Source organism: Roseateles sp. SL47, from assembly GCF_026625885.1.
Classification (GTDB): domain Bacteria; phylum Pseudomonadota; class Gammaproteobacteria; order Burkholderiales; family Burkholderiaceae_C; genus Roseateles.
The window spans coordinates 845979-867318 of the sequence record NZ_CP113068.1 but is presented as its reverse complement, the minus strand read 5'-3'; the positions used below and the strand labels follow the sequence as shown (position 1 = coordinate 867318).

The window sequence follows — 21340 nt, the reverse complement described above, 5'->3', positions numbered from 1 at the left end:
CAAGGGCGCTCTGAATGAATGGCACCCCGGAAGTCGGACACCCGTCCAAGCTCTGGAGGGGCCTTCAGAAGGGGCGCCCTTTGTTGTACCAGGCCGAGCAACGCAATGGGCTTCGGGTCCTCAAGCCATGCGTTGCGCCGACCATCGCCCCTCCAGCGGTCGGCTCATGTACCGGACCCAACCGATCCGGCCTTGAACTCGCTGGCCAAGGTCCACAAAGCCTGCAGCCGCATAGGCCTTGATGCCAGCGACGTTGTCTTCGTCCACAGACAAGGTGATCGAGCTACACGCTGGCCAGTGCTTGCACAGCCATGCCGGCAGTGCCAGAAGGGCCGTGCGGCCCAGCCCTTTGCCTTGATGCGCCGCCCCGAGTCGCATGCCGCTGATGACGGCAGCCTCTGGCTCCGCCCAATCCGGCGCTTCGCTGCCGCGTTTGAGGACAAGAAAGCCCACGGCTTCGTCACCATGAACGATGGCCAGCCCCACCAGGTTGTTGCCCGATGCCGTCTCGACCCTTCGAATCTGCGCGTCCCCCGAGCCCGCGTACTCGATCTGCTGCGGCGAGATGACGAGAGATCGCACCTCGCTGCGCAGTCGTTCGGAAAGGTCGGACCAGGGCTGCAGTTCCACAAGGTGCTGGGGCATGGCGCCGTACTCAGAACTTGGGAATCCGAATCCGGCTGATCATCAGCGAGCCCGACACCGCAAACATCAGCACCAGCGGATGCAGCACGAAGCCCGCCAGCTTCCATTCCCCAAACCACAGCGCATCGCCGGTGGCGCCCTGCGCGGCGGCCACCCACATCACGATCACCAGCAGCAGTGACGTGGGAATCGGTGTGCCCTCGAAGTACGTCACCTTGCCGGTATCGGCGCTGAGCGTTTCTGCCGTGATGTTATAGCGGGCCAGCCGCGACACACCCGCAGCCACAAAAAAGCCCAGGATGATGCGGTCCCACAGACCCTGCATGCCACAACCGTAGGCAATCATCGCCGGCGCCACGCCGAACGAGATCACGTCGGCCAGCGAATCCAGCTCCCGGCCCATGGCCGAGCTTTTCTGACGCCAGCGCGCGATGCGCCCGTCCAGCACGTCAAACACCAGGGCCGCCGGAATCAGTCCGCAGGCGTAGAAGAGGTGCAGCAGCTCGCGGTTCTGGAGATAGGTCATCACCGAGAACAGGGCGCCGACGCCGCAGAAAGCATTTCCCAGCGTAAACCAGTCGGCGAGATGGAACTCGCGGATCATCGAAAAAGGCTTGGGTCTGTTCATGATGCGAGCATAAGCGAAGGTCTTGCCCCCTCGCGGCAAAGTCCGCGCCCGCCGCACTGGCACCGGTCTCGGGCGGCTCACACCGACAGACAGCAGCCTCACTCGCCCTGGCTGGATGCGTCGAACCCTTATATTGCATCGCCACGTGAACCCGGCACCTCCCCGCAGCGACTAGTCCGCATCGACCTCAAGACGATGAAGGAGACTTCCCATGCGCCCATGGAAGCGAACGCACGCCGCGTGGCTCGCCGGCCTGACGGTGGTGGCCCTGACCGGTTGTGGTGAGGGTGGGCAGGCCTCCGACCCGGCGGCGACTGCAACCTTGTCCCTGCCCAGCGCCGCCTATGCCAATCAATGCGCCCCGGACAATCCGGATGCCGACCCGTCGCAACGCAGCGGCAGCCGCCGTACCGAAATGGCCTGGCTGCGGGCCATGCTGCAGGAGCGCTATCTCTGGAACGAAGACCTGCCGTCGCTCAACATGAGCGCACCGGTCTACCAGGGGGCACCCGGCCAACCGGTGGACCATGTCACGGCGCTCAACCGCTGGCTGGACGATCTGGTGCGCCCGCATGGCGACACCAGCCGGGATCGTTTCAGCTACCGGATCAACACGGCGGAAAAAGACGCGGCTGACACGGGAACGGTGGCCGGGTGGGGCGTGCAGTTGGCCGCCGTGACGGAGCACCCACGGCGCATCGCGATCACCTGGATCGATCCGCTTGGTCCGGCCGCTCAGGCAGGCATGCAGCGAGGGGACGAAGTCGTCTCCCTGGATGGCGTGGCCGTCTCCGTGGAGGATGCCGCGCAGCGTGCGCAACTGGACGACCGGCTGCTGTCGGCGCCCTCCGGCACCTCCGCACGCTGGGTCTGGCGGCGCGGGGGCACCACAGAGTTCAGCCAGACCGTGGTGGCCCAGGCCTTCCAGTCGCTGGCCGTGCCCCAGGTGAAGGTGCTGCCCACCGCCGACGGTGCGCCCGGGCCGGTGGGATATCTGCTCTTCAATGAGTTCACTCAGCCCGCCCAGCAGGCGCTGAAAGTCGCCTTCACCCAGTTGGCGGCCGCTCAAGTGCGGGACCTTGTTCTCGACCTGCGCTACAACGGCGGTGGGCAGGGGTTCATCGCCAGCCAGCTGGCCTACATGGTGGCCGGGCAGGCCACACCGAACCGGGTGTTCAACCGGGTACGGATGAACGCGCGTCGAACCGCTGCAGGGCAAGCCAGCGACATGCCCTTCATCGCCACGACCTGCCTGGACGGCGACGACCGCTGCCAACCCGGCGAGCCCCTGCCAACGCTGAACCTTCGGCGGGTCTTTGTCCTCACCGGCCCCAACACCTGTTCCGCCAGCGAGCTGCTGATCAATGGTCTGCGTGGCGTCGACATCGAAGTGATCCAGGTGGGCAGCGGCACCTGTGGCAAGCCCTACGGGTATGAAGGGGCCAGTAACTGCGGTGTCACCACCTTCGCCATCGAGATGCAGGCCACCAATGCCAAGGGCTTTGGGGATTACGTCGATGGCTTCCAGCCCGGCGGCACCGGGCCGACGGGGCTGCCCGGGTGCAACGCACAGGACGACCTCACCCATGCGCTCGGCGATCCGGAGGAACAGATGCTGGCCACAGCGCTGTCGTTCCGATCCTCCGGCCAATGTCCGATAGCGACCGCGCAGGCGGGTGGTGCGCGCTCCGGTGCGACCCAGACCCTGCGTCCGCTCACGACTCGGACGGCGCCGCTGGATCTGAGCACCGGGCGCTCGCGTGTGCAGTGAGGCTCAGGCGCCGTCGCCCGGGCGTGGACCGTCGTTGACGGTCTGCGGGGCGGCGGTGAGGCGACCCCAGGCCTTGCGCACCAGGTGCCGGGCCAGCAGCGGCGCGGGCATGCGCAGCCAGTGGGCTCGGACATACAGCGCCAGTTCAGCCAGCGCCTGCCCCGGAAGTCGGCAGCTGTCATGCGGTGGCCGTAGCGCCCGGCGGTAGGCGGCGTCCAGCAGCGGCTGATGCCAGCCCCGCACCTGATCCGCCAGCGCTGCAGTGGCCTCCACCGGCACCGGTGTGTCCAGCCAGCGCTGGGCGTAGCGCAGCGCCAGGGCCAGCGGATGCTGCAGCCCGATGTGGGCTGCACGCCCCAGCAAGCGCGGCCAGAAGCCCTCCATGACGCTGAACTCGCGGATCAGGGCATCCAGGTCGAACAGATCCCGCAAGCCATTGGGCAACTCGCCTTCATGGAACAGGTGAGCCGCGCTGTGCAGCAGCATGTCCTCCGGCGGCAGCACCGACAGGCCCGGATGGCCGGGCAGGGCACGCGGATGGTCGAACAATGCAGTGGTGTTCAACGGGGTTCGCGCGGTCGGCGGCAGCAGGCTGTGATGCACATCCAGTGAGGTCCCGCGGCGGCGGTGATGCAGCGGCGGCAGTTCATGCATCCACTCGCGGTAGTAGCGCTGGTCGTAATCGTCCAGGGGATCGAAGTCCCACCCATGCACCATCAAGGCGATCTCGGCACGGGGCAGTTGGTCGGCGCGCAGCAGCAGGTCGATGTCGGTGAACATCCGCCCCGGGGCCGGCGCATGGCCGCCCAGCGCATAGGCCGCACCCTTGAGCAGAATCACCGGCCCGGCCAGCTCGGCCAGGGCCTGCGCCAGAAAACGAGCCTCCCGGGCCAGCATCTGCGCCTGTCGTTCAGACAGCAGCAGCGCTGAGCGCAGGTGAGCTTGCACGGGGGCGGGCAGCTCGTCCAGCCAGCCGCCTGACTGCGCCAGATGCGCAAGCTTGCCGGCCAGGTTGGCCCGGCGGGCCTGCCGCAGCAGCAGATCCCATTCGGTCAGTGACAAGCCTGGCCCCAGCGCTGGTGCCAGCAGCACCCGCACCAGCAAAGGTCGGTCGGGCGCCGGGGAGTGTTGCGGTGCGGGCAGAGCGCCGGCCTGCAGGCGTGCGCTCATTCCGCCCCCTCCGCCAGCGAGTCGAAATGCCGGATGGCCTCGTCCAGCGCACTGTATTCAAAGCGGTAGCACTCGCATCGGTCCACCAACTGGCCCAGTGCATGGAAGCCGATCTGGCCATGCAGGTCGTAGTTGAAGCTTTGTTCCGCCAGGGTCATGAAGGCCCGGGCCCGCTCAATCGGCTCCAGCCGTGCGCTGCTCTGGGGCACCCAGGCGGGCAGCACCACCCAGGCCGGTAGGGCCGGAACCTGGCGGCGGGCGATGGCCTCCTCGGGGGCGCGCACCAGGGCCACCGTGCCCTTGCTGGTGTTGGGCATGGAGGCGCTGAAGCGAGCATGGGGCGCAAAGTCCTTGAGCAGGTGGATGGAGGCGTTCTTGAGGTTGATCGGCCGGGCCATGCCGTGCAGTTGACCGGTGCGCAGGTCCAGCAAGCCGAGCTCGTCCGAGAGCAGCCGCCAGCCGCGGTGCGCCAGGGCCGCACACAAGGTACTTTTGCCGGAGCCGGGGGGGGCTGGCATCACCAGGGCACGGCCGCCCCGTTCAAGCACCGCCGCATGGATCAGCAGGTATTGATGGGCATGGGCGGCAATGCACCAGTTGATGCCCCACTCCAGCATGGCAAGCGCCTGGGCGCCGGGCAGCGGGGTGAAGGACCGCTGGCCGTCGAACCAGAATTCGGCGCGGCCCATCAGCCGGGAGCGCCAGTGCGGGCTGCGCAGCACGGCCACATGGAAGTCGATGAAGTCCTGCGGTGGTACCAGCTCGAAGCGGTCGTACATCTGCGCGAGGTCGTCGGCCAGATGCGGCAGGTCCGAACGCACCTTCACCGTGAAGGGCGCCAGGCGCAGGGCCAGGCCGTCACCCCGCAGATGCCGGCGAAGATCGTCCCGTGACAGCTCGGCGAGTTTCACGCCGCAGGCTCCTCCAGCAGCAGCTCGATGTCGACCAGACGGCGCAGATGCAGGTCCAGCAGGTCGGCCAGGGCATCCGGGTCCGGTTGTTCGTCCCAATCCACCTCATGGGTCAGTCGATGCAGCAACTGTGTGCGGGTCAACGGGGCCGCGCTGAGCCACTCGGCGAGTTGGGCACCGAGGGCAGCCACCAGGTGGGTGTCCCCGCTGGCGGGGTTGAAAAACACCGCATGCTGCTCGCCCTCCCAGGCGCGCAGCACCTCATTCAATCGATGTGCGCAGCGCCACGTCGCCGTGAGCGCCATCAGCTCACAAGGTAATTGCTGTAGAGGTAGCTGCGGAAGTCGCTTTCCGTCCAGGCCGCCGTGCTGCCGGCGTTGTTCGGCTTGAAGCTGTTCGGGCCGACCGACGCCATCTTCACCAGCATGTCTTCGCCGGTGGAGGAGACCACGCACTGCGCGACGTTATGGCCGGCAAACAGCGTGTTCAGGCGCGCCACCAGCATCATGGTGGCGTAGCTGCCAGCATTGGCGGCAAACAGGTCGGCCACCTTGGCGGAGGACGACACGTTTTTCAGGCCGCCCGGGTAGACCTTGGCGACCGTCAGGTTGCTCTTGCAGTAGCTGACCGAGCGGCCGGAGTACCAATACGCCGCAATGAAGCTCCACGGGGGCGAGGTCGACACCGCCGAGCGCGCGGTGTTGTTCACCCAGTTGCTGATGGTCCAGCATTCCGTGTTGGTGAGCACCGCTGCTGCAGCACGGGCCTGGACGCTGGCGCCGCCATTGCGCAGCACCGCCGAGCCCCAGGCCGAGGTGGTGTTGCAATGCCAGGCCATGACAGGGCGGCTGGCCAGGGTCAGGCCCACAGGCACACCCGCCTGCAAAAAGCGGCGGCGGCGCGACGACACCACGGGGCCCGCGTTCGGAGCCGGGGCCGATGGCTGTTGTGAGTCGCTGTGGTGATCCATAAGCTAAGCTTTCGTGTGCATGTGCCCAAAAATTGGGCGGATGCTCATGCCGCCCGGCAAGGACCGGGCTGCAATGGAAGTGTTTCATACAAGGCACGCCATCGCCAAGCCGATGGACCCCTTGAACGGGTGGCATCCCCTGTCCTTGATTGTGAGGATAAGTTTGCACTTGCTCACCGGCTATTGGCCTGCGGTTCGTAGGCGAGCTGTTGAAGCATCCAGGTCCGTGCGGCGTCGAGCGTCTCGAATGCACCAAAACGACGGCCCTGCCGCAGGTACAGCGCCTCGAACAGGGGCATCATGAAATCGCGCCCCTCCACCTCAAGCCCCGCCACATAGGCCACGGCGACGGGCGGGAGGTGCCGGGTTCCCATCTGTTCCAGGAAGCGCTCCAGCTCCTCCATGGATTCAGGCGAGGTGACCATGCTCACGCTCAGTTCGAGAATGTCGCCGAAGCGCTCTGGCGGCGGGTCGGCGGCCAGAAGGTCGCTCATGGCCCGGCCCAGCGCCAGCACCGCCTCACGGTTGAAGGGGCCCTGGGCGCGCAAGCGCACCACCGGACCTTCGCGCCACATCTCGATCTGCCCGTGCGCCTGAAATGGACCTTGCACAAAGGCGTGAATATCGAGTTTCACCGGATCTTGTCCCCACGATGTCCGCGCTTGATCTTCAGCGGACCCTCGCCGACCGGCATCCGTGTGAACGCGTAGGGGCCGGCGTCAGTCTGCGGCGTCCTCCACACAATCCTGATCCGCGCTGGGGGTGGCGCGGGCCACTGCAGGGTCGCCCCCCGCCTGCACGCTGTCCTGCAGCCCGTCCTCCACCAGGAAACCGCCGCTCTGATGAGCCCAGAGCTTGGCATACAGGCCGCCGGCCGCCAGCAGGCTGGCATGGTCGCCCTGCTCGACGATCCGGCCCTGGTCCATCACGATCAGGCGGTCCATGGCGGCAATGGTGGAGAGGCGGTGGGCAATGGCCACCACCGTCTTGCCCTCCATCAGCCGGTAGAGGCTGCGCTGGATGGCGGCTTCCACCTCCGAATCCAGGGCGCTGGTGGCTTCGTCCAGTAGCAGGATGGGCGCGTCCTTGAGCATCACCCGGGCAATCGCCACCCGCTGGCGCTGGCCGCCGGAGAGTTTCACGCCACGCTCGCCCACATGCGCGTCATAGCCCTTGCGGCCCTTGGGGTCGGTCAACCCGTCGATGAAGTGCTCGGCTTCAGCCCGGGCGGCCGCAGCACGCATGGCGTCGTCGGTGGCGTCCGGCCGTCCATACAGCAGGTTGTCCCGCACCGAGCGGTGCAGCAGGCTGGTGTCCTGGGTGACCATGCCCACCTGGGCCCGCAGGCTGTCCTGGGTGACGTGGGCGATGTCCTGCCCGTCGATCAGCACACGGCCTCGGTCCACGTCATAAAACCGCAGCAGCAGGTTCAGCAGCGTCGATTTGCCGGCACCGGAACGCCCGACCACCCCGATCTTCTCGCCGGGGCGGATGTGCAGCGTCAAGGCCTGCAGCACCGGCTTCTTGCCACCGTAGCTGAAGTCCACCCGATCAAACACCACCTCGCCCTGGCTCACCTGCAGCGGACGGGCCTCCGTGGCATCGGTGATGGCAATCGGGCGGGAGAGGGTGGTGATGCCGTCCTGCACCGTGCCGATGTTCTCGAACAGGCTGGCCATCTCCCACATGATCCAGTGGGAGATGCCATTGAGCCGCAGCGCCATGGCAGTGGCGGCGGCCACGGCCCCCACACCCACCTGGCCCTGGGTCCACAGCCACAGGGTCATGCCGGCGGTGGCGGCAATCAGGCCCATGGAGAGGGCGTGATTCACCACCTCGAAGCCACTGATCAGGCGCATCTGCCGGTAGGCGGTGCTCAGGAAATCCAGCATCGCACTGCGGGCAAAGCCGGCTTCGCGCTGGCTGTGGGAGAACAGCTTGACGGTGCTGATGTTGGTGTAGGCGTCGGTGACGCGCCCGGTCATCAGGCTGCGGGCATCGGCCTGGGCTGCCGCCGCCTTCCCCAGACGTGGCACAAAGTAGATGAGCGCCAGCACATAACAGGCCAGCCAGCCCAGGAACGGCGCCAGCAGCAGCAGGTCGAAGCCACCCACCACGCTGAGCATGGTGACGAAGTAGATGCTGATGAAGACCAGGATGTCGGTCACGATCATCACGCACTCGCGCACTGCCAGCGCCGTCTGCATCAGCTTGGCCGACACCCGGCCGGCGAATTCATCCTGGTAGAAGCTCATGCTCTGGGCCAGGAGGTGGCGGTGGAAGTTCCAGCGCAAGCGCATCGGGAAGTTGCTGGCAATGCCTTGGTATTTCACCAATGCCTGCAAGGCGATCAGCACCGGGCTGGCCAGCAGAATGCCGCCCAGCAGCAGCAGGTGATGCCGCTGGGTGGCCCACCATTGCGCGGGTGCCACCTGGCTGAGCCAGTCCACCACCGAACCCAGCATCGAGAACAGCAGCGCCTCAAAGGCGCCGATGCCGGCGGTGAGCAGGATCAGGATCAGCAGCAGGCCGCGGATGCCCGCCGTCGCCGCCCAGACGAAGGGAAAGAAGCCCTTCGGCGGCTGCGGCGCCGGGCTGCTGGGGAAAGGGTCTACAAGTTTTTCGAACCAGCCCATCACGGCCGTCTCCCGGATCAGATGCAGAAATGCCAGCGGATCGGCGGCGCGGACGACGCCGATCGGCACAGTGTTGGCAAAGACTGGCAAGCCTACAGGAGCTCGGTGACGCCTGGGCATCTCCCTGCGATCAGTGGCCGTGGGCGTGTCTGGATGGCGGATGGGGACGGTGGATGGGGACGGTGGATGGGGACGGTGGATGGGCGCAAACCGATCAGCTCGCCCCTGGGGGGGCGAAGTCGCGATGGTCGGCCAGCCAGCGGGCTGCGGCCTGGTCGGCGGTGAGACCCTCCCGGTTGATGGCGTGATCCAATTGCGCCACCACCGCGTTGGACAGCCGCACCCGCTCCAGCGCCCGGACCGTGTCGGCCGGCAGCGTCTTCAGCCGATCGTCACGCGCCAGCAGCACGGCATGGTCCACGCCACCAAGCAACTGCTTGGGGTCTTGAAGATCGCGGATGCGGTGCCGGGCATGCAGAAACTGCGGATGCCACAGCGGCACCACCACCCACTGCTGCCGGGCGACGGCGGTTTCGAATGCATTGAAGCAGTCGTCCGGGGTGCCGGTCTGGAAGTGGTAACCGGCTTCGGTGAGGCCGTAGGCCTCCATCATGCGGATGGAGAAACGGGTGATGCCGGCCCCGGGGCCGATGCCCTGGATCAGCGGGTTCATACGCGCCCGGACTTCCGGACGCAGCAGATCCGGCACGCTGGCCACGGCCGAGGCCGGCACATAGTCCGGCACGCCCCAGAGCGCGTAAGGGGTGTAGTGCAGCCCCAGGGCGGTGGTGGAGACCACCTCCTCCACGCGAGCCCGGTACACCCCATGGCTCGAATGCAGCCAGGCCGAGGCGACCATGTCGACTTCCCCCTGCCGCAAGTGCTCGAAGCATGCTTCGTGAAGCGCAAAAGTGCGCTCGACGGGGTGCCCCAACCGCTGCAGCAGGGCGGCGACCACGGCGGCGGTGGCATGGTGAAAGCTCAGGTCAATCACGCCCAGCCGGATGCTGCGCCGCGGCGTCTGAGCCAGGGCCGACTTGCTGGCGATCAGGGCGGGGGCGGCTCCCCATCCCGCGCCCAATCCCGCAAATCCTGCGAAGCCAGCCAACCTGTTGAGCCAGGTGCGGCGGTCATGAACGGTCATGCAAACATCTCCAGACACCGTGCCATCACGGCGTACCCGGTGATCATTCCCGGCGAGGCCCTTCTGATGAAGGGGGCCGGTGGAGAAACAGTCTGCGCCCGCGCTTGAAACTCCAAGCGCAACGGTTGTGTTGGACGTTGGCCAGTTCCTGACCTTATTGCGGGGCGGCTTTGACCGGCAGTGGCAGCCATTGACCCTGCGACTGCGCAGGCGTCGCAATGCCCAGCAGGCGCGAGAGCGTCGGCGCCACGTCCACCATCTCCACGCGGGCCTTCACTTCGCCCTGGCCCACCCAGGTCGGGCCCCAGGTCAGCAGGGGCACATGGCTATCGTATTCATACGGCGAGCCGTGGGTGGTGCCGGTGGGACGGCTGGAGAACATGTAGCCCTGTCTGGGCACCAGTTGCAGCGGCGCCGCCACGTCCGGATGCCAGGAGCGGCGCATCTGCGCCAGATAGGGCGTGGCGGTGTCGTCTCCTGCCAGCTGGGCGCGGGTGAAGGCCGCCTGGATGCCGGGAATCTGCTCGGCCAGGGCCTTGGCGGCGGCATACACGTCGTCGCTCTTCAGGCCCTTGGACTGGATCAGCTTCTCGTCAAACAGCAGCCCGGTGGCAGAGAAGTGGGTGACCCAGCGGCCATCGCCAAAACGTTCCGACAAGCCCCTGTTGAGGGTTGCGATCACCTGCGCAGGCGCCACGCGGCCCGCGTCGCGGCCCTGGCGCCGGGCCCATTCGGGCGTGTCCATGAAGCCATGGTCGGCGGTGAGCATCAGCACATAGTTGTCACGGCCGACGCGGGCGTCCAGATACTGGAAGAAGCTCTGCAGATAGCGGTCCAGATGCAGCAAATGGTCCTGCGACAGCCGCGATTCCGGTCCGAAGGCATGGTTCACATAGTCATGGCTGGAGAGGCTGACCGTCAGGATGTCGGTCTGGTCGTCCGCGCCCAGTTGTTCACCTTCGATGGCGGCACGGGCAAATGCCAGTGTCAGCTCATCGCCGAATGGCGACGGCAGCAGCCCGGCATAGTATTTGGGGCCGGGCTTGTCCAGCTTCTCCCCCATCACGGCGGGCAGGCGATTGCCGTTGCCCGCATCGCTCTGCCAGGGTTGGCCGTCCGGCGCGCTGCGGGCATAAGCGGCTTCCGGCAGCAGCAAGGACCACGACTTGTGGAAGAACTGATCGGCGGGACGCGCCTGGTTGAAGGCCTGCACCCACGCCGGATGGCTGCTCATGTAATAGGTGGTGGAGGCGAATTGGCCATCGCTGCTCATGTACATGTAGGCCGTGCCCTTGTGGCCGGCCGGCAGGATGGCGCCGCGGTCCTTGCCGGAGATGCCAATCACCTTGGACGCCGGTTGCGCCGTTCTCAGCACATCACCCACCGTCTCCGCCTTGTAGTTGCTGGGGCTGGTGCCGGCATGCGGGTCGGTGGCGTGGTCGATGTAGTGATAGCGCGTGTCTTCGGTGTTGTAGACCACCTCGCCGGTCTTCGGGTTACGCCACTCGTTGCCGATGATGCCGCTGCGCTGCGGATAGGCTCCGCTGAGCATGATGGAGTGGCCCGCCGCCGTCACGGTGTAGCCGTGGCCGTAATAGGCGTTTGAGAACCAGGCGCCCTGGTCCAGAAACCGCCGGAAGCCGTCCGGCTGGAGCTGGTCCCGGTAGCCCAGCACCTGACGCAGGGGCAGGCCGTCCACCGCCATGAACACCACCAGTCTGGGCGGCCGGGGGCTACCGGCAGAGGGGCGTGTGCTGGCGCTGTTGCTGGCCGACGAGGGCGTGGCAGCGGCTGCGCGGGAGGTGTCCGGGGCAGACGGGCCGCTGCAGGCGGCCAGGGTGGCCAGGGCGGCCAGCAGGGGCCGCAGCAGCCAGGTTCGGCGGGTGTGAGTCATGGCCGAAGTATGGCCCGATCGGGCCCCGGTGCCGCGCCCCCGCCCGTTCGGACGGGCGCTGCTTGAACCGCCAGCCCGGAAAGGAAAAGGGCCGGTCCCCATATAGGGTGACCGGCCCGTTCCGTTTTCTGATTGGATCGCTTGCGCGCTCCCCTCCTGTTATTAACCAAGATTGTGCGGGCGCCGGGCAAGGGCTATGCCCGGGTTTGCCCGCAGGTCCGCATGCGGCTTGCGACTTCTTTCTCGAATTGACGTGGATTGCGGTCGAGATGCGGCGAGAAAGCGACGAATGATGCTGGTTCCGCAGCTCCCGGGGGGCGCGCTCAGGGTATCAACGCATCATCCAACACCTCGATCCAGTGGCGGACCGGGGTGTCAGTGCCCGACTGCAGATGCTGGATGCAGCCGACGTTGCTGGAGACGATGGTGTCCGCCGCCAAGGGGGCCAGGGCTTGCAGCTTGCGCTCCCGCAATTGCTTGGACAGCAGGGGTTGCAGCACGGAATAGGTGCCCGCCGAGCCGCAGCACAGGTGGCTGTCCATCGGCGCCACGGAAATCTCGAAACCCAGCTCTCGCAGCAGACTCTCCACACTGCCGCGTATCTGCTGCCCGTGTTGCAGCGTGCAGGGCGGGTGGTAGGCCAGCCGGGGCCGCTTGCCACCCGGGCGCAGACGCCGGGCGATCGCCGGGGCCAGCGAAGGCAGCAGCTCGCACAGGTCCCGGGTCATGGCGGACACCTTGGCGGCACGCTCCGCATAGGCCGCGTCATGGGCCAGCAGTCGCCCGTAGTCCTTCACCTGAACGCCGCAGCCGGAGGCGTTCATCACAATCGCCTCCACCGGCTGGTTGTGCCCCTCCACCATCGGCCACCAGGCGTCGATGTTGCGGCGCGCGTCGTCGAGCCCGCCGTGATGGTCATCCAGGTGCGCGCGCAAGGCGCCGCAACAGCCGGCTTCGTCGGCCACCAGCGTCTGGATGCCCGCCGCATCCAGCACCCGGGCGGTTGCGGCATTGATATTGGGATGCATGGCCGGCTGCACGCAGCCCAGCAGCATCAGCACCTTGCGCGGATGGCTGCGTTGCGGCCAGTGATGCGCACGGGCGGGGGCGCGGGCCGGCACCTTGTCCCGCAGGGACGCCGGCACAAACGGCCGGAAGGCCTGGCCCAAGCGCAACGCTGGCTTGAACAGCGAGGAGGTCAGCCCTTCCTTCAGCAGCCAGCGCCGCAGCCGCTCCTGGCGGGGGCGCCCCACCTTGGCATCCACCACCCGTCGGCCGATCTCCACCAGCTGGCCGTATTGGACGCCGGAGGGGCAGGTGCTTTCGCAGTTTCGGCAGGTCAGGCAGCGGTCCAGATGCTGCTGGGTGGTCACCGTGGGAGTGCCGCCTTCCAGGACCTGCTTGATCAGGTAGATGCGGCCGCGCGGGCCGTCCAGCTCATCGCCCAGCAGTTGGTAAGTGGGGCAGGTGGCGGTGCAAAAACCGCAGTGCACGCACCGCCGCAGGATGGCCTCGGCGGCCTGCCCTTCCGGGGTGTCCTGGAATTCGGGGGCGAGATGAGTCTGCATCGACGAAGGGTCCGAGGTCTAAGTGCTGGAGCTCAGGGCGAGGTCTCAGGGAGGGGGAGGGGCCAGGGACACGGCTCAGAAATCCGGATAAAGCCGCCCCGGGTTGAAGCACCCGTGGGGATCGAACTCGGCTTTCAGCTGCCGATGAATGCGCGCCAGCGGCGCCGACAGCGGGGTCAATGCGCCGACGGATTTGTCCCGCGCGCGGAACAGCACCGCATGGCCACCCACCGCTGCAATCGTCTCCCGGAGCTGGGAGGGCGCCATTGGCGTGACCACCCAGCGCTGCGCACCCCCCCATTCGATCAGCTGCTCCCCATGCAGCGCCATGGCCGGGGCCGTTGCAGGCACGCTGATGCGCCACAAAGCCGCACCGCCCTGCACCGCACGTCGGGCGCCGATGAAGAACTCGTCGTCATGGTCCCGCAGGCCGCGCCAGAACGGCTCGGCCATGGCGGGCGGGATCACATCGCCGCCCAGCCGCTGCATGGCGGCACGTACGGCCGCTTCCGCACCCGACAGCCGCACCACCAGGGCGCCATCCCACCAGGCGGTGGCGCTGATCGGCAGGGGTTGCCCGCCCCAGCGGTTCATTTGCAGCAGCGCCTGGTCCTGCGGCAATTCAAAGCGCAGCGTGGCGCTGGCCACCGGCACGGGCAGCACTTTCAGCGTCACCTGGGCGATGAGGCCCAGCACGCCCAGCGCGCCGGCCATCAGGCGAGACACGTCGTAACCGGCCACATTCTTCATGACGGTGCCGCCGAAGTGCAGCAGCTCGCCGCGCCCGTTGATCAGCGTCAGCCCCAGGACATGGTCCCGCACGGCACCTGCGCTGCTGCGCGCCGGGCCGGAGAGACCGGCCGCGACCATGCCACCCACGGTGCCAGTCCCCAGGCCCCCATCCGAGAAGCGCGGCGGTTCAAAGGCCAGATGCTGGCCTTGCGCCGCCAGGCGGGCTTCCAGATCCGTCAGTGGGGTGCCGGCGGCTGCCGTCACATACAGCTCGCTGGGCTCGTAGGCCAGCACACCGTTGAGCGCCCGGGTGGACAGCACGTCGCCGCGCAATTCCCCGCCATAAAAATGCTTGCTGCCATGGCCTTCGATGCGCAGCGGCCCGCCCTGGCGGATGCGGGCCTGCAGCGCCTGCACGGCCTCGGTCAGCACGGCGGGTGTGGGGGCGGCAGTGGCGGGAAGGTCCAGGTCCACGGATGCGCTCATCAAAATCGCTCCAGCTCGGGGAAGGACAGCAAACCCCGCTTCACATGCATGCGGCCATATTCGGCACAGCGCTGCAGCGTGGGAATCACCTTGCCAGGGTTGAGCAAGCCCTGGGGGTCAAAGGCCCGTTTGAGGGCCAGCATCTGTTCACGCTCCTCCGGGGAGAACTGCACGCACATGCTGTTGAGTTTTTCCACGCCCACGCCGTGCTCGCCCGTCACCGTGCCCCCCATGGCCACGCTGGTTTCCAGGATGTCGGCGCCGAACTGCTCACAGCGGGCGAGCTGGTCCGGGTCGTTGGCATCAAACAGGATCAGCGGGTGCAGATTGCCGTCGCCCGCATGAAAGACGTTGGCGCAGCGCAGCCCGTATTTCTGCTCCATCGCCTGGATGGCCAGCAGCACATCGGCCAGGCGCTTGCGTGGAATGGTGGAGTCCATGCACATGTAGTCAGGGCTGATGCGCCCGGACGCCGGGAATGCATTCTTGCGCCCGCTCCAGAAGCGCAGCCGCTGGGCTTCGGTCTCGCTGACTTCAATGCCAGTCGCGCCACTCGCGCGCAGCACGGCGATCATCCGGTCGATCTCTTCGGCCACCTCTTCCGGCGTGCCGTCGCTTTCACACAGCAGGATGGCCTCGGCCTGAAGGTCATAACCGGCATGGACAAAGTCCTCGACCGCAGCGGTCATCGGCTTGTCCATCATCTCCAGCCCCGCCGGGATGATGCCGCCGGCGATCAGGGCCGCCACGGCATCTCCGGCGCGGCGCAGGTCGTCAAAGCTGGCCATGATGCAGCGGGCCAGTTGCGGCTTTGGCGTGAGGCGCACGGTGACCTCGGTCACCACCGCCAACATGCCTTCACTGCCCACCAGCACGGCCAGCAGGTCCAGGCCGGGCACGTCGAGCGCCTCGGAGCCAAAGGCCACAGGCTCGCCCTCCACGGTGAAGCCACGCACGTGCAGCACGTTGTGGAGCGTGAGCCCGTATTTGAGGCAGTGCACACCGCCCGAGTTCTCGGCCACATTGCCGCCAATGGTGCAGGCGATCTGGCTGCTGGGGTCCGGTGCGTAATAAAGGCCGTGGGGCGCGGCCGCCTCGGAGATCGCCAGATTGCGCACACCACACTGCACGCGCGCGGTCCGCGCCAGCGGGTCCACCGCCAGGATGCGGTTGAAGCGGGCCAGGCCCAGTGTGATGCCCAGCGGATGCGGCATGGCACCGCCCGACAGGCCGGTACCGGCTCCCCGGGCCACCACTGGCACCTTCAGCGCATGGCACACGCGCAGGACCGCCGCCACCTGAACCTCGTCTTCCGGCAGGGCCACCACCAGCGGTCGCTCCCGGTAGGCGGTGAGGCCGTCGCATTCATACGGCTGGGTCTGTTCGTCGTTCCACAGCAGGGCATGGGCGGGCAGCACGGCCGACAACGCCCGCACCACCTCGGCCTGGCGTGCGGCGCGCTCGGCAATGGTCACAGGCAAAGGCGCATTCATGGGTGGAACTGTACCGGGCGGCGCACCGCCCGGGTGCAAGGAAAACGCGGTGAGGCGTCGGCTTGCGCCAACCACGCTGCCGACGCCTCAGCCATCCAGAAATACCGTCAGCACTCCGGTGTAGCCATGCAGACGCGCATGGGCGATCTCACCGTTGGCAAAGCAGCCCACCAGCGGGACGTCCCCCAGCGCATGCTGCACCCATTGCAGCTCGGCCGATGGCGCCCCGAAATGGGGACCGCCCCGACCGGTGCAGCTGATGTAGAGCGCGCCGGCCATGCCGGCGCCCATTTCCTCGGCATCCGCGCGGATTTCGGTGCAGATGCGCACCAGATCCCGCCGGGCGGCTTCCGGATTGCGTTCGCAAAAGCTCAGCAGTTCGCCTTCCCGCAGCTGTTCGGCCACCGCGACACCCCGGCGTGCCGGGTCCAGGCCGATCAGATGGCGCACCCGCACCTCCGGGCCGTAGTCCTTGCGGGCCCCGGGCGCATCGCTCAGCCCCACCAGGGTGCGGCGGAACAATGGCATGGCCTGGCGAAGGGGGGTGGTCTCGCCGGTGAAGGCGGGCAGTTTCAGGTCTTCCAGCAGGGCATCCAGGGCCGGGCGGCCGTCCAGCTCGGTGGCCAGGGTGCCGTCGCTGCCGGTCACCCGGCGCTCGCGCCCCAGTGGCTGGCAACCCTGGCTGACCCGGGAAATCCAGCGCACGCCGGAGCGCAGGGCCAGGCCGGACAGCCCCCCCTCCACGACGCCGTCGGCGATCTGGAGGGCCTGCCGGCGCGCACTCACCACGCCGCCAAACACATAACCGCTGCTACATCGCTCGGCGAGTTCGGCAATCAGCTCCTGCAGGTCCGGGGTGTTGCTGTCGGCATGCAGCAATAGGCTGCGGGCCTTGCAGTCCTGCGGCAGGGGGTGGCGGCCAGAGAAGATCTGCCACTGGTCCGGCGGCAGGTCGCACATCATCAGCGCCAGGGCGGGTTCGGCGAAATATTCGGCACCGCCCGCGCAGACGGCCAGGGCGGAGGCACCGACCCATCCGCACCCGGGCCAGCGCTGACGGGCATCCTCCAGCAGCGCTTCGGCCTGGGGGAGATAGTCCTCGGTGAAATAGAGAAAACCGAGCGTTGGCGTCAGGTCGCCGCGCTGCCCGTCGATCTGGGCGGCGGCAAGCGCCATGGCCATGTGCGCGTCGGGGTGGGTGGCATGGGCCTGGAAAAAACGAGGCATGTACGGCCCTCGGGGTAGGCGGTCTACAACTGTACGCCGAGCACGGTCAGGGGCTGCGGCGTCCGGTCCCGGGTGACCGGGCTGCGGCAGGGGTCTTGGTGGGCGATGTGACGGGTGCTTTGGTGGGGGCTTTGGCAGATGCTTTTGCGGGTGCTTTTGCAGGTGCTTGTGCAGGTGCTTTTGTGGAGGCTGTGGTTGAAGCGATGGCAGGCGCTCTGGTGGAGGCTGCAGCGGGCGCATTGGCAGGTGCCTTCGCATTTGCTTTGGCAGATGCGGTGGTGGGCGTTTGGGCCGGAGGATTGGCGGGAGCCTTGGCGCCTGACGCTCGAACGCCGACCGGCCCCGCGCTGGACTGGCGGGCGGACGTTGCGGACCCTGGCGCACGGGGTCGGGCGCCGGAAGCCAGGGGGCCGGGCAGCGCCTTGGCTTTGGCGGTGGTCTTGCTGCCTGGCACGCCAGAGGGTTGGGACTGCTGGGATGACTTGGACCGCTTGGACTGCTTGGACGACTCGGATGAGTTGGATGACTTGGATGACCCGGACGGTGCAGATGGCGCAGATGGCGCTCGGCCCGAGGCGGTTCGGCCCCGGGATGTAGTTGAAGCGGGGGCGTCCTGACCGGCGTGAGCACCCTGCTTGCCGCCCTGGTCACGGCCCTTCAAAGCCCGGGGGGACCTTGTTCCAGCAACTGCACCCGCCCCGCCGCCTTGGGTAGCGGCCGACGGCCTCGACCCGGCCAAGCCCTTGCCCGCCTTCCCCGTCTGGCCTACCGTGGCAGCAGCGGCGGCCGTGGCGGCCTTCGCCACCGTGGCCGCCTGGCTCATCATTTCTCCCGGCATGGCGGCGGCCTTGCGCAGGCTTTCACCCGCCGCATCCAGCCCCTGTTTGACCAGGTGGGTGTCCTTCATCGCCTGGGTGGCGATTTGGGTGAATTGCTGTGTGAGCGCATTCCACCACTGCATCGGGTCCACGCCCAAGGGGGCCGCCTTGGGCGCCTTGCCGGTGGAAGGATCGCTGCCACCGGGGCCCTTGGCGGTGTCTTGGCCCTGACCGTCTCCGTCCAGCTCAGCAGTGTCCAATGCCTCGCTGTCAGCGGCGTCCATCGGGTCGTCGGCGTCCTGCGGGTCAGGGGCATCCCTTGGGTCATCGGCATCCTGCGGGTCGCCGTCGTCGGACTGCCCTCCGGAGACGCGATGCGCGGCGGACGAGTCCGGTGGCGGTGTCGCGCTGCGGCTGGTGTTGAAGGGAAAGTTGACAGGCCACGAGGCACCCGCCGATGAAGAGGAGGGGGATGCCGACCCCGCCGACCCCGATGGCCCAGGTGCCGCCGACCACGCCGATGAGGACGCCGCTGATGATCCGGCCGAACGGCCCGCCGACGCCGAGAACGTTGCGCCTGGTGATGTTCCTGCGCCTGTGTCGGTGCCGCTCCCGCTGGCCCCGCCAGTGCCGGCGGCGGCCTGGCGCATGGCATTCATGGCGGCGCCGAAGTCCGGCATCGGCGGCATCTTCAGCGCCTGTTTGAGGTCAGCCATCGGCACATTCATGGCGCTCAGGGTGGAGAGCGTCATCTTCTGGACCTCCAGCGCCTGCACGGTGGTGGCCAGCATGCGGGCGTTCTGTTCCAGCCAGAACTGCACCGCCCGCAGCTCCTGGATGCGTTTCTCCAGTTCCTGCGGATTCAGTGTGGGGGCCACCCATTGGTTGAAGCCTGGGATGGCGGCGCCGGCGTTCTTGACCAGGCCCTGGAGAAAGTCGAAACCGGGCACAAAGGCCCCGAAGCTGCTGTCAGACATGCTTGACCTCGTTCTGCTGGTGCGTGGCCCATCCTACGTCCTCCCGGAGGTGGGGCTGGGGACGGCGCGCCGCCGCCGCCCATCAGACCGCCATGCGGTTCAGGTCGGCCCAGCCGGTCCAGAGAATCTGGATGCCGATGCACAGCAGCACGAAGGCCATCAGCCGCATCATCACCGTGGTGCCCACTTCGCCCAGGCGCATCAGCAGACGCCCGCCGTTGCGGAAGGTCAGGTAGATGATGGCGGCGGTGATGGCCGCGCCAATGGCGGCGATGCCGGCGCCCATCACATAGGGCAGCGGCTGGCGGGGGAACTGCGCGCCCAGGGCAATCGCGGCGGCGATGCAACCGGGCCCGGTGGTCAGCGGAAAGGTGATGGGGAAGAAGCTGCGGCGCACGATTTCCGCTTCCGACAGGTCCGCACTGGCATCTTCGGCAATGGCGGTGTGCACCTCGTCGGCCTCTTCATGCCGGGTGAGCATCACCCAGGCGCTGTAGGCCACCAGCATGCCGCCGGCCACCCGCACCACCGGCAGGGAGATGCCGAACAGGTCCAGCACATAGGTGCCCACCAGCATGGACGCCATGATCACCACCCAGCCGTTGATGGCCACCTGGCGGGACAGGCGCTTGAGTACCCGGTCGTCGCCACCTGCGGCGTCGATGACGATGGGCGCCACGCCCACCGGGTTGATGATGGGCAACAGGGTCAGCGGCACCAGAAAAAGGGCCTGAAGAATCGAGGGCAGGGAGGCCAAGCGGAGCTCCGGAATCAGAAAAGATCAATGAAGGCAGACAGCCAGCCAGTGTGCCGCAAGTCGTTCACTTGGCGGCTCCGGGATGGACCTGGGTCACCTCGAATCCCTTCTCCCGCAACAAAGTTGGCAGGGCCTGGGGCCCGGTCATGTGCAAGGCGCCCACCGCCACCAGCAAGGACTGACCCCGTTGATGCAGTTCCGAAATGCGGTCGGCCAGGTTGGGATTGCGGCCATCGTTCTCGCGGGCGAGGGCCTCGCGGTCACGGGCGTCGCGGATGCAGTCACACCAATCCTCGTAGCGGGCCAGGCGGCGCAGGTCGCCGCGTTCCCAGGTGCCGACCAGGTCCTTGAGCATGCGCTGCAGGGCGGCTGGCCGCTCCAGCTGCTGCAGGCCGGAGCGCAGCTCATGCCGGGCCTGGTCGGCGTCCTCGGGCAGCAGCGCGGACAGCTGCCCCTGCAGCGTTTCCAGCGCAATCACCGGCAGATGCCGGTCTCGTGCCCATCGGCTGAGCAGCATCTCCTGCCCATACCGCACATCGAGGCCCAGCCCGCGCGCCTGCATCAAGGTGATGGTGCTGAGCTGCAGCAGCGGATGCATGGCGGCCACGGCCTGGGCCGGCAGGCAGACGCTGCGGGCCTGGGCGGCCAGCCGTTTCTGGAGCGCCGGGTCGATGGTGAGTTCAGGGATGGTCGGCATCACCCAGGAGGCGGCGTCCAGCGGGTCCAGCTCCAGGGCAACCGCGTCCACCTGGTTGAGGGCCTGCCTCAGCTTCGGACCGGGGGCGGTCCACGCAGGACGGCCCAGGTGCAGGCTGGCGTGCAGGTAGGAGGTGTGGCCGTCGCGGGTCAGGGTCCAGAGGATGCCGCGATCCTTGGCTTGGGCCTCGGCCTGATCCTGCGGTATGGGGGCCGGTTCGGTCGGGCAGGCGGCGGGGGCTGTGGCCGACGCTGCCGCCTGGGCCGTGGCGGCTGATGTGGCGGGCGGCTTTGCGGGCGTCTTTCCCGACGCTGCTGCGGGCGCCATTGCTGGACCGGCTGCTGGCCCCGCTGCGGGCGCTTGATCGGGCGTGGATCGAGTGGCAGACGCGGAGGTGGTGGCCTGGGCAGATGTGGCTGGTGTCGTCAGCGTGGTGGGCGCGGCGGACGGGGAGGATGGGGAGAACGGGGCGGCGGCCCACGTCGTGGCGGCCATCAGGCTGCTCAGCAGCACGGGCACTATTCGGGCGAATCCGGCGATTCTGGCGACTCCTGAACTTCGCCACGGTGAGGGATGTGGGAGAGCGGGGCGAACAGCCGAGCACAGGAGCCGCCTGCGCTGGCGCACGGGCTGGCGCAGAAGGGGCGGATCGGCAAGGGTGGTTGGGAGTTTCGCGAGCGGCATGGGCCTGGACGATGCCACAGAATCTGCGCCCGTTCAGCCTGAATCCAATCGGCTACAAACCGCCTGCCGCCTGCCGCCTGCCGCCTGCCGCCTGCCGCCTGCCGCTTGCCGCAGCCCGTCGCCCGCGGCCTG

General features: G+C 67.7%; 18 protein-coding genes. 1 reads left to right on the top strand and 17 read right to left on the bottom strand.

Annotated elements, in window-relative coordinates; translation table 11 throughout:
• Nucleotides 1-120 precede the first annotated feature (120 nt).
• Both OU995_RS03710 and pssA read right to left on the bottom strand, forming a co-directional pair.
• Nucleotides 121-645: a GNAT family N-acetyltransferase gene (locus tag OU995_RS03710; protein WP_267834073.1), complete on the bottom strand. Its 525-nt coding sequence runs from the start codon at nucleotides 643-645 to the stop codon at nucleotides 121-123.
• 10 nt (nucleotides 646-655) lie between these two features.
• The gene (pssA, locus tag OU995_RS03705; RefSeq protein ID WP_267834072.1) at nucleotides 656-1273 is read right to left on the bottom strand and encodes a CDP-diacylglycerol--serine O-phosphatidyltransferase; all 618 of its coding nucleotides are present in this window, start codon (nucleotides 1271-1273) and stop codon (nucleotides 656-658) included.
• A gap of 211 nt (nucleotides 1274-1484) precedes the next feature.
• Here pssA and OU995_RS03700 point away from each other — a divergent pair, with 211 nt between their 5' ends.
• Entirely contained in the window at nucleotides 1485-3044 is a 1560-nt protein-coding gene (locus OU995_RS03700; RefSeq protein ID WP_267834071.1) for a S41 family peptidase, read from the top strand.
• 3 nt (nucleotides 3045-3047) lie between these two features.
• On the opposite strand, the gene OU995_RS03695 is transcribed toward OU995_RS03700, so the two are convergent.
• From OU995_RS03695 to OU995_RS03625, 15 genes are all read right to left on the bottom strand, one after another.
• Nucleotides 3048-4214: a nucleotidyltransferase family protein gene (locus OU995_RS03695; RefSeq protein WP_267834070.1), complete on the bottom strand. Its 1167-nt coding sequence runs from the start codon at nucleotides 4212-4214 to the stop codon at nucleotides 3048-3050.
• The gene (locus OU995_RS03690) at nucleotides 4211-5125 is read right to left on the bottom strand and encodes an HprK-related kinase A (protein ID WP_267834069.1); all 915 of its coding nucleotides are present in this window, start codon (nucleotides 5123-5125) and stop codon (nucleotides 4211-4213) included. The genes OU995_RS03695 and OU995_RS03690 overlap by 4 nt, the downstream gene beginning before the upstream one ends.
• Nucleotides 5122-5430, bottom strand: coding sequence for an HPr-rel-A system PqqD family peptide chaperone (locus OU995_RS03685; RefSeq protein ID WP_267834068.1), 309 nt, complete (start codon nucleotides 5428-5430; stop codon nucleotides 5122-5124). Before OU995_RS03685 ends, OU995_RS03690 begins: the two co-directional genes overlap by 4 nt.
• A complete protein-coding gene (locus OU995_RS03680; protein ID WP_267834066.1) occupies nucleotides 5430-6095 on the bottom strand; it encodes a hypothetical protein in 666 nt (221 codons plus the stop codon). The genes OU995_RS03685 and OU995_RS03680 overlap by 1 nt, the downstream gene beginning before the upstream one ends.
• A gap of 173 nt (nucleotides 6096-6268) precedes the next feature.
• Nucleotides 6269-6730, bottom strand: coding sequence for a hypothetical protein (locus tag OU995_RS03675; RefSeq protein WP_267834065.1), 462 nt, complete (start codon nucleotides 6728-6730; stop codon nucleotides 6269-6271).
• Between the two features lie 84 nt (nucleotides 6731-6814).
• Nucleotides 6815-8734, bottom strand: a complete 1920-nt coding sequence (locus tag OU995_RS03670; protein ID WP_267836166.1) for an ABC transporter ATP-binding protein — start codon at nucleotides 8732-8734, stop codon at nucleotides 6815-6817.
• 211 nt (nucleotides 8735-8945) lie between these two features.
• Nucleotides 8946-9875, bottom strand: coding sequence for a glycine betaine ABC transporter substrate-binding protein (locus OU995_RS03665; protein WP_267834063.1), 930 nt, complete (start codon nucleotides 9873-9875; stop codon nucleotides 8946-8948).
• 154 nt (nucleotides 9876-10029) lie between these two features.
• A complete protein-coding gene (locus tag OU995_RS03660; RefSeq protein WP_267834062.1) occupies nucleotides 10030-11769 on the bottom strand; it encodes an alkaline phosphatase family protein in 1740 nt (579 codons plus the stop codon).
• A gap of 323 nt (nucleotides 11770-12092) precedes the next feature.
• Nucleotides 12093-13337, bottom strand: a complete 1245-nt coding sequence (glcF, locus tag OU995_RS03655; RefSeq protein WP_267834061.1) for a glycolate oxidase subunit GlcF — start codon at nucleotides 13335-13337, stop codon at nucleotides 12093-12095.
• A 75-nt stretch (nucleotides 13338-13412) separates the two neighbouring features.
• Nucleotides 13413-14555, bottom strand: a complete 1143-nt coding sequence (gene glcE, locus OU995_RS03650; RefSeq protein WP_267834060.1) for a glycolate oxidase subunit GlcE — start codon at nucleotides 14553-14555, stop codon at nucleotides 13413-13415.
• Entirely contained in the window at nucleotides 14555-16048 is a 1494-nt protein-coding gene (locus OU995_RS03645) for an FAD-linked oxidase C-terminal domain-containing protein (RefSeq protein WP_267834059.1), read from the bottom strand. Before OU995_RS03645 ends, glcE begins: the two co-directional genes overlap by 1 nt.
• Before the next feature lie 87 nt (nucleotides 16049-16135).
• Complete coding sequence (locus OU995_RS03640) at nucleotides 16136-17275, bottom strand: FIST signal transduction protein (protein ID WP_267834057.1); 1140 nt, start codon at nucleotides 17273-17275, stop codon at nucleotides 16136-16138.
• Nucleotides 17276-17321: 46 nt separating this feature from the next.
• Entirely contained in the window at nucleotides 17322-19070 is a 1749-nt protein-coding gene (locus tag OU995_RS27425; protein WP_324288697.1) for a PhaM family polyhydroxyalkanoate granule multifunctional regulatory protein, read from the bottom strand.
• An 82-nt stretch (nucleotides 19071-19152) separates the two neighbouring features.
• Nucleotides 19153-19827 carry a MarC family protein gene (locus tag OU995_RS03630; RefSeq protein ID WP_267834055.1) on the bottom strand — a complete coding sequence of 225 codons (675 nt, stop codon included), beginning with the start codon at nucleotides 19825-19827 and terminating at the stop codon, nucleotides 19153-19155.
• Nucleotides 19828-19891: 64 nt separating this feature from the next.
• A complete protein-coding gene (locus OU995_RS03625) occupies nucleotides 19892-21037 on the bottom strand; it encodes a TraB/GumN family protein (protein WP_267834054.1) in 1146 nt (381 codons plus the stop codon).
• Between the last annotated feature and the right edge of the window lie 303 nt (nucleotides 21038-21340).

Excerpts from the sequence above, each read along its gene's own strand:
- OU995_RS03710 (WP_267834073.1), bottom strand. The coding sequence starts at position 645 with ATGCCCCAGCACCTTGTGGAACTGCAGCCCTGGTCCGACCTTTCCGAA.
- pssA (WP_267834072.1), bottom strand. The coding sequence starts at position 1,273 with ATGAACAGACCCAAGCCTTTTTCGATGATCCGCGAGTTCCATCTCGCC.
- OU995_RS03700 (WP_267834071.1), top strand. The coding sequence starts at position 1,485 with ATGCGCCCATGGAAGCGAACGCACGCCGCGTGGCTCGCCGGCCTGACG.
- OU995_RS03695 (WP_267834070.1), bottom strand. The coding sequence starts at position 4,214 with ATGAGCGCACGCCTGCAGGCCGGCGCTCTGCCCGCACCGCAACACTCC.
- OU995_RS03685 (WP_267834068.1), bottom strand. The coding sequence starts at position 5,430 with ATGGCGCTCACGGCGACGTGGCGCTGCGCACATCGATTGAATGAGGTG.
- OU995_RS03680 (WP_267834066.1), bottom strand. The coding sequence starts at position 6,095 with ATGGATCACCACAGCGACTCACAACAGCCATCGGCCCCGGCTCCGAAC.
- OU995_RS03665 (WP_267834063.1), bottom strand. The coding sequence starts at position 9,875 with ATGACCGTTCATGACCGCCGCACCTGGCTCAACAGGTTGGCTGGCTTC.
- OU995_RS03660 (WP_267834062.1), bottom strand. The coding sequence starts at position 11,769 with ATGACTCACACCCGCCGAACCTGGCTGCTGCGGCCCCTGCTGGCCGCC.
- glcF (WP_267834061.1), bottom strand. The coding sequence starts at position 13,337 with ATGCAGACTCATCTCGCCCCCGAATTCCAGGACACCCCGGAAGGGCAG.
- glcE (WP_267834060.1), bottom strand. The coding sequence starts at position 14,555 with ATGAGCGCATCCGTGGACCTGGACCTTCCCGCCACTGCCGCCCCCACA.
- OU995_RS03645 (WP_267834059.1), bottom strand. The coding sequence starts at position 16,048 with ATGAATGCGCCTTTGCCTGTGACCATTGCCGAGCGCGCCGCACGCCAG.
- OU995_RS03640 (WP_267834057.1), bottom strand. The coding sequence starts at position 17,275 with ATGCCTCGTTTTTTCCAGGCCCATGCCACCCACCCCGACGCGCACATG.
- OU995_RS27425 (WP_324288697.1), bottom strand. The coding sequence starts at position 19,070 with ATGTCTGACAGCAGCTTCGGGGCCTTTGTGCCCGGTTTCGACTTTCTC.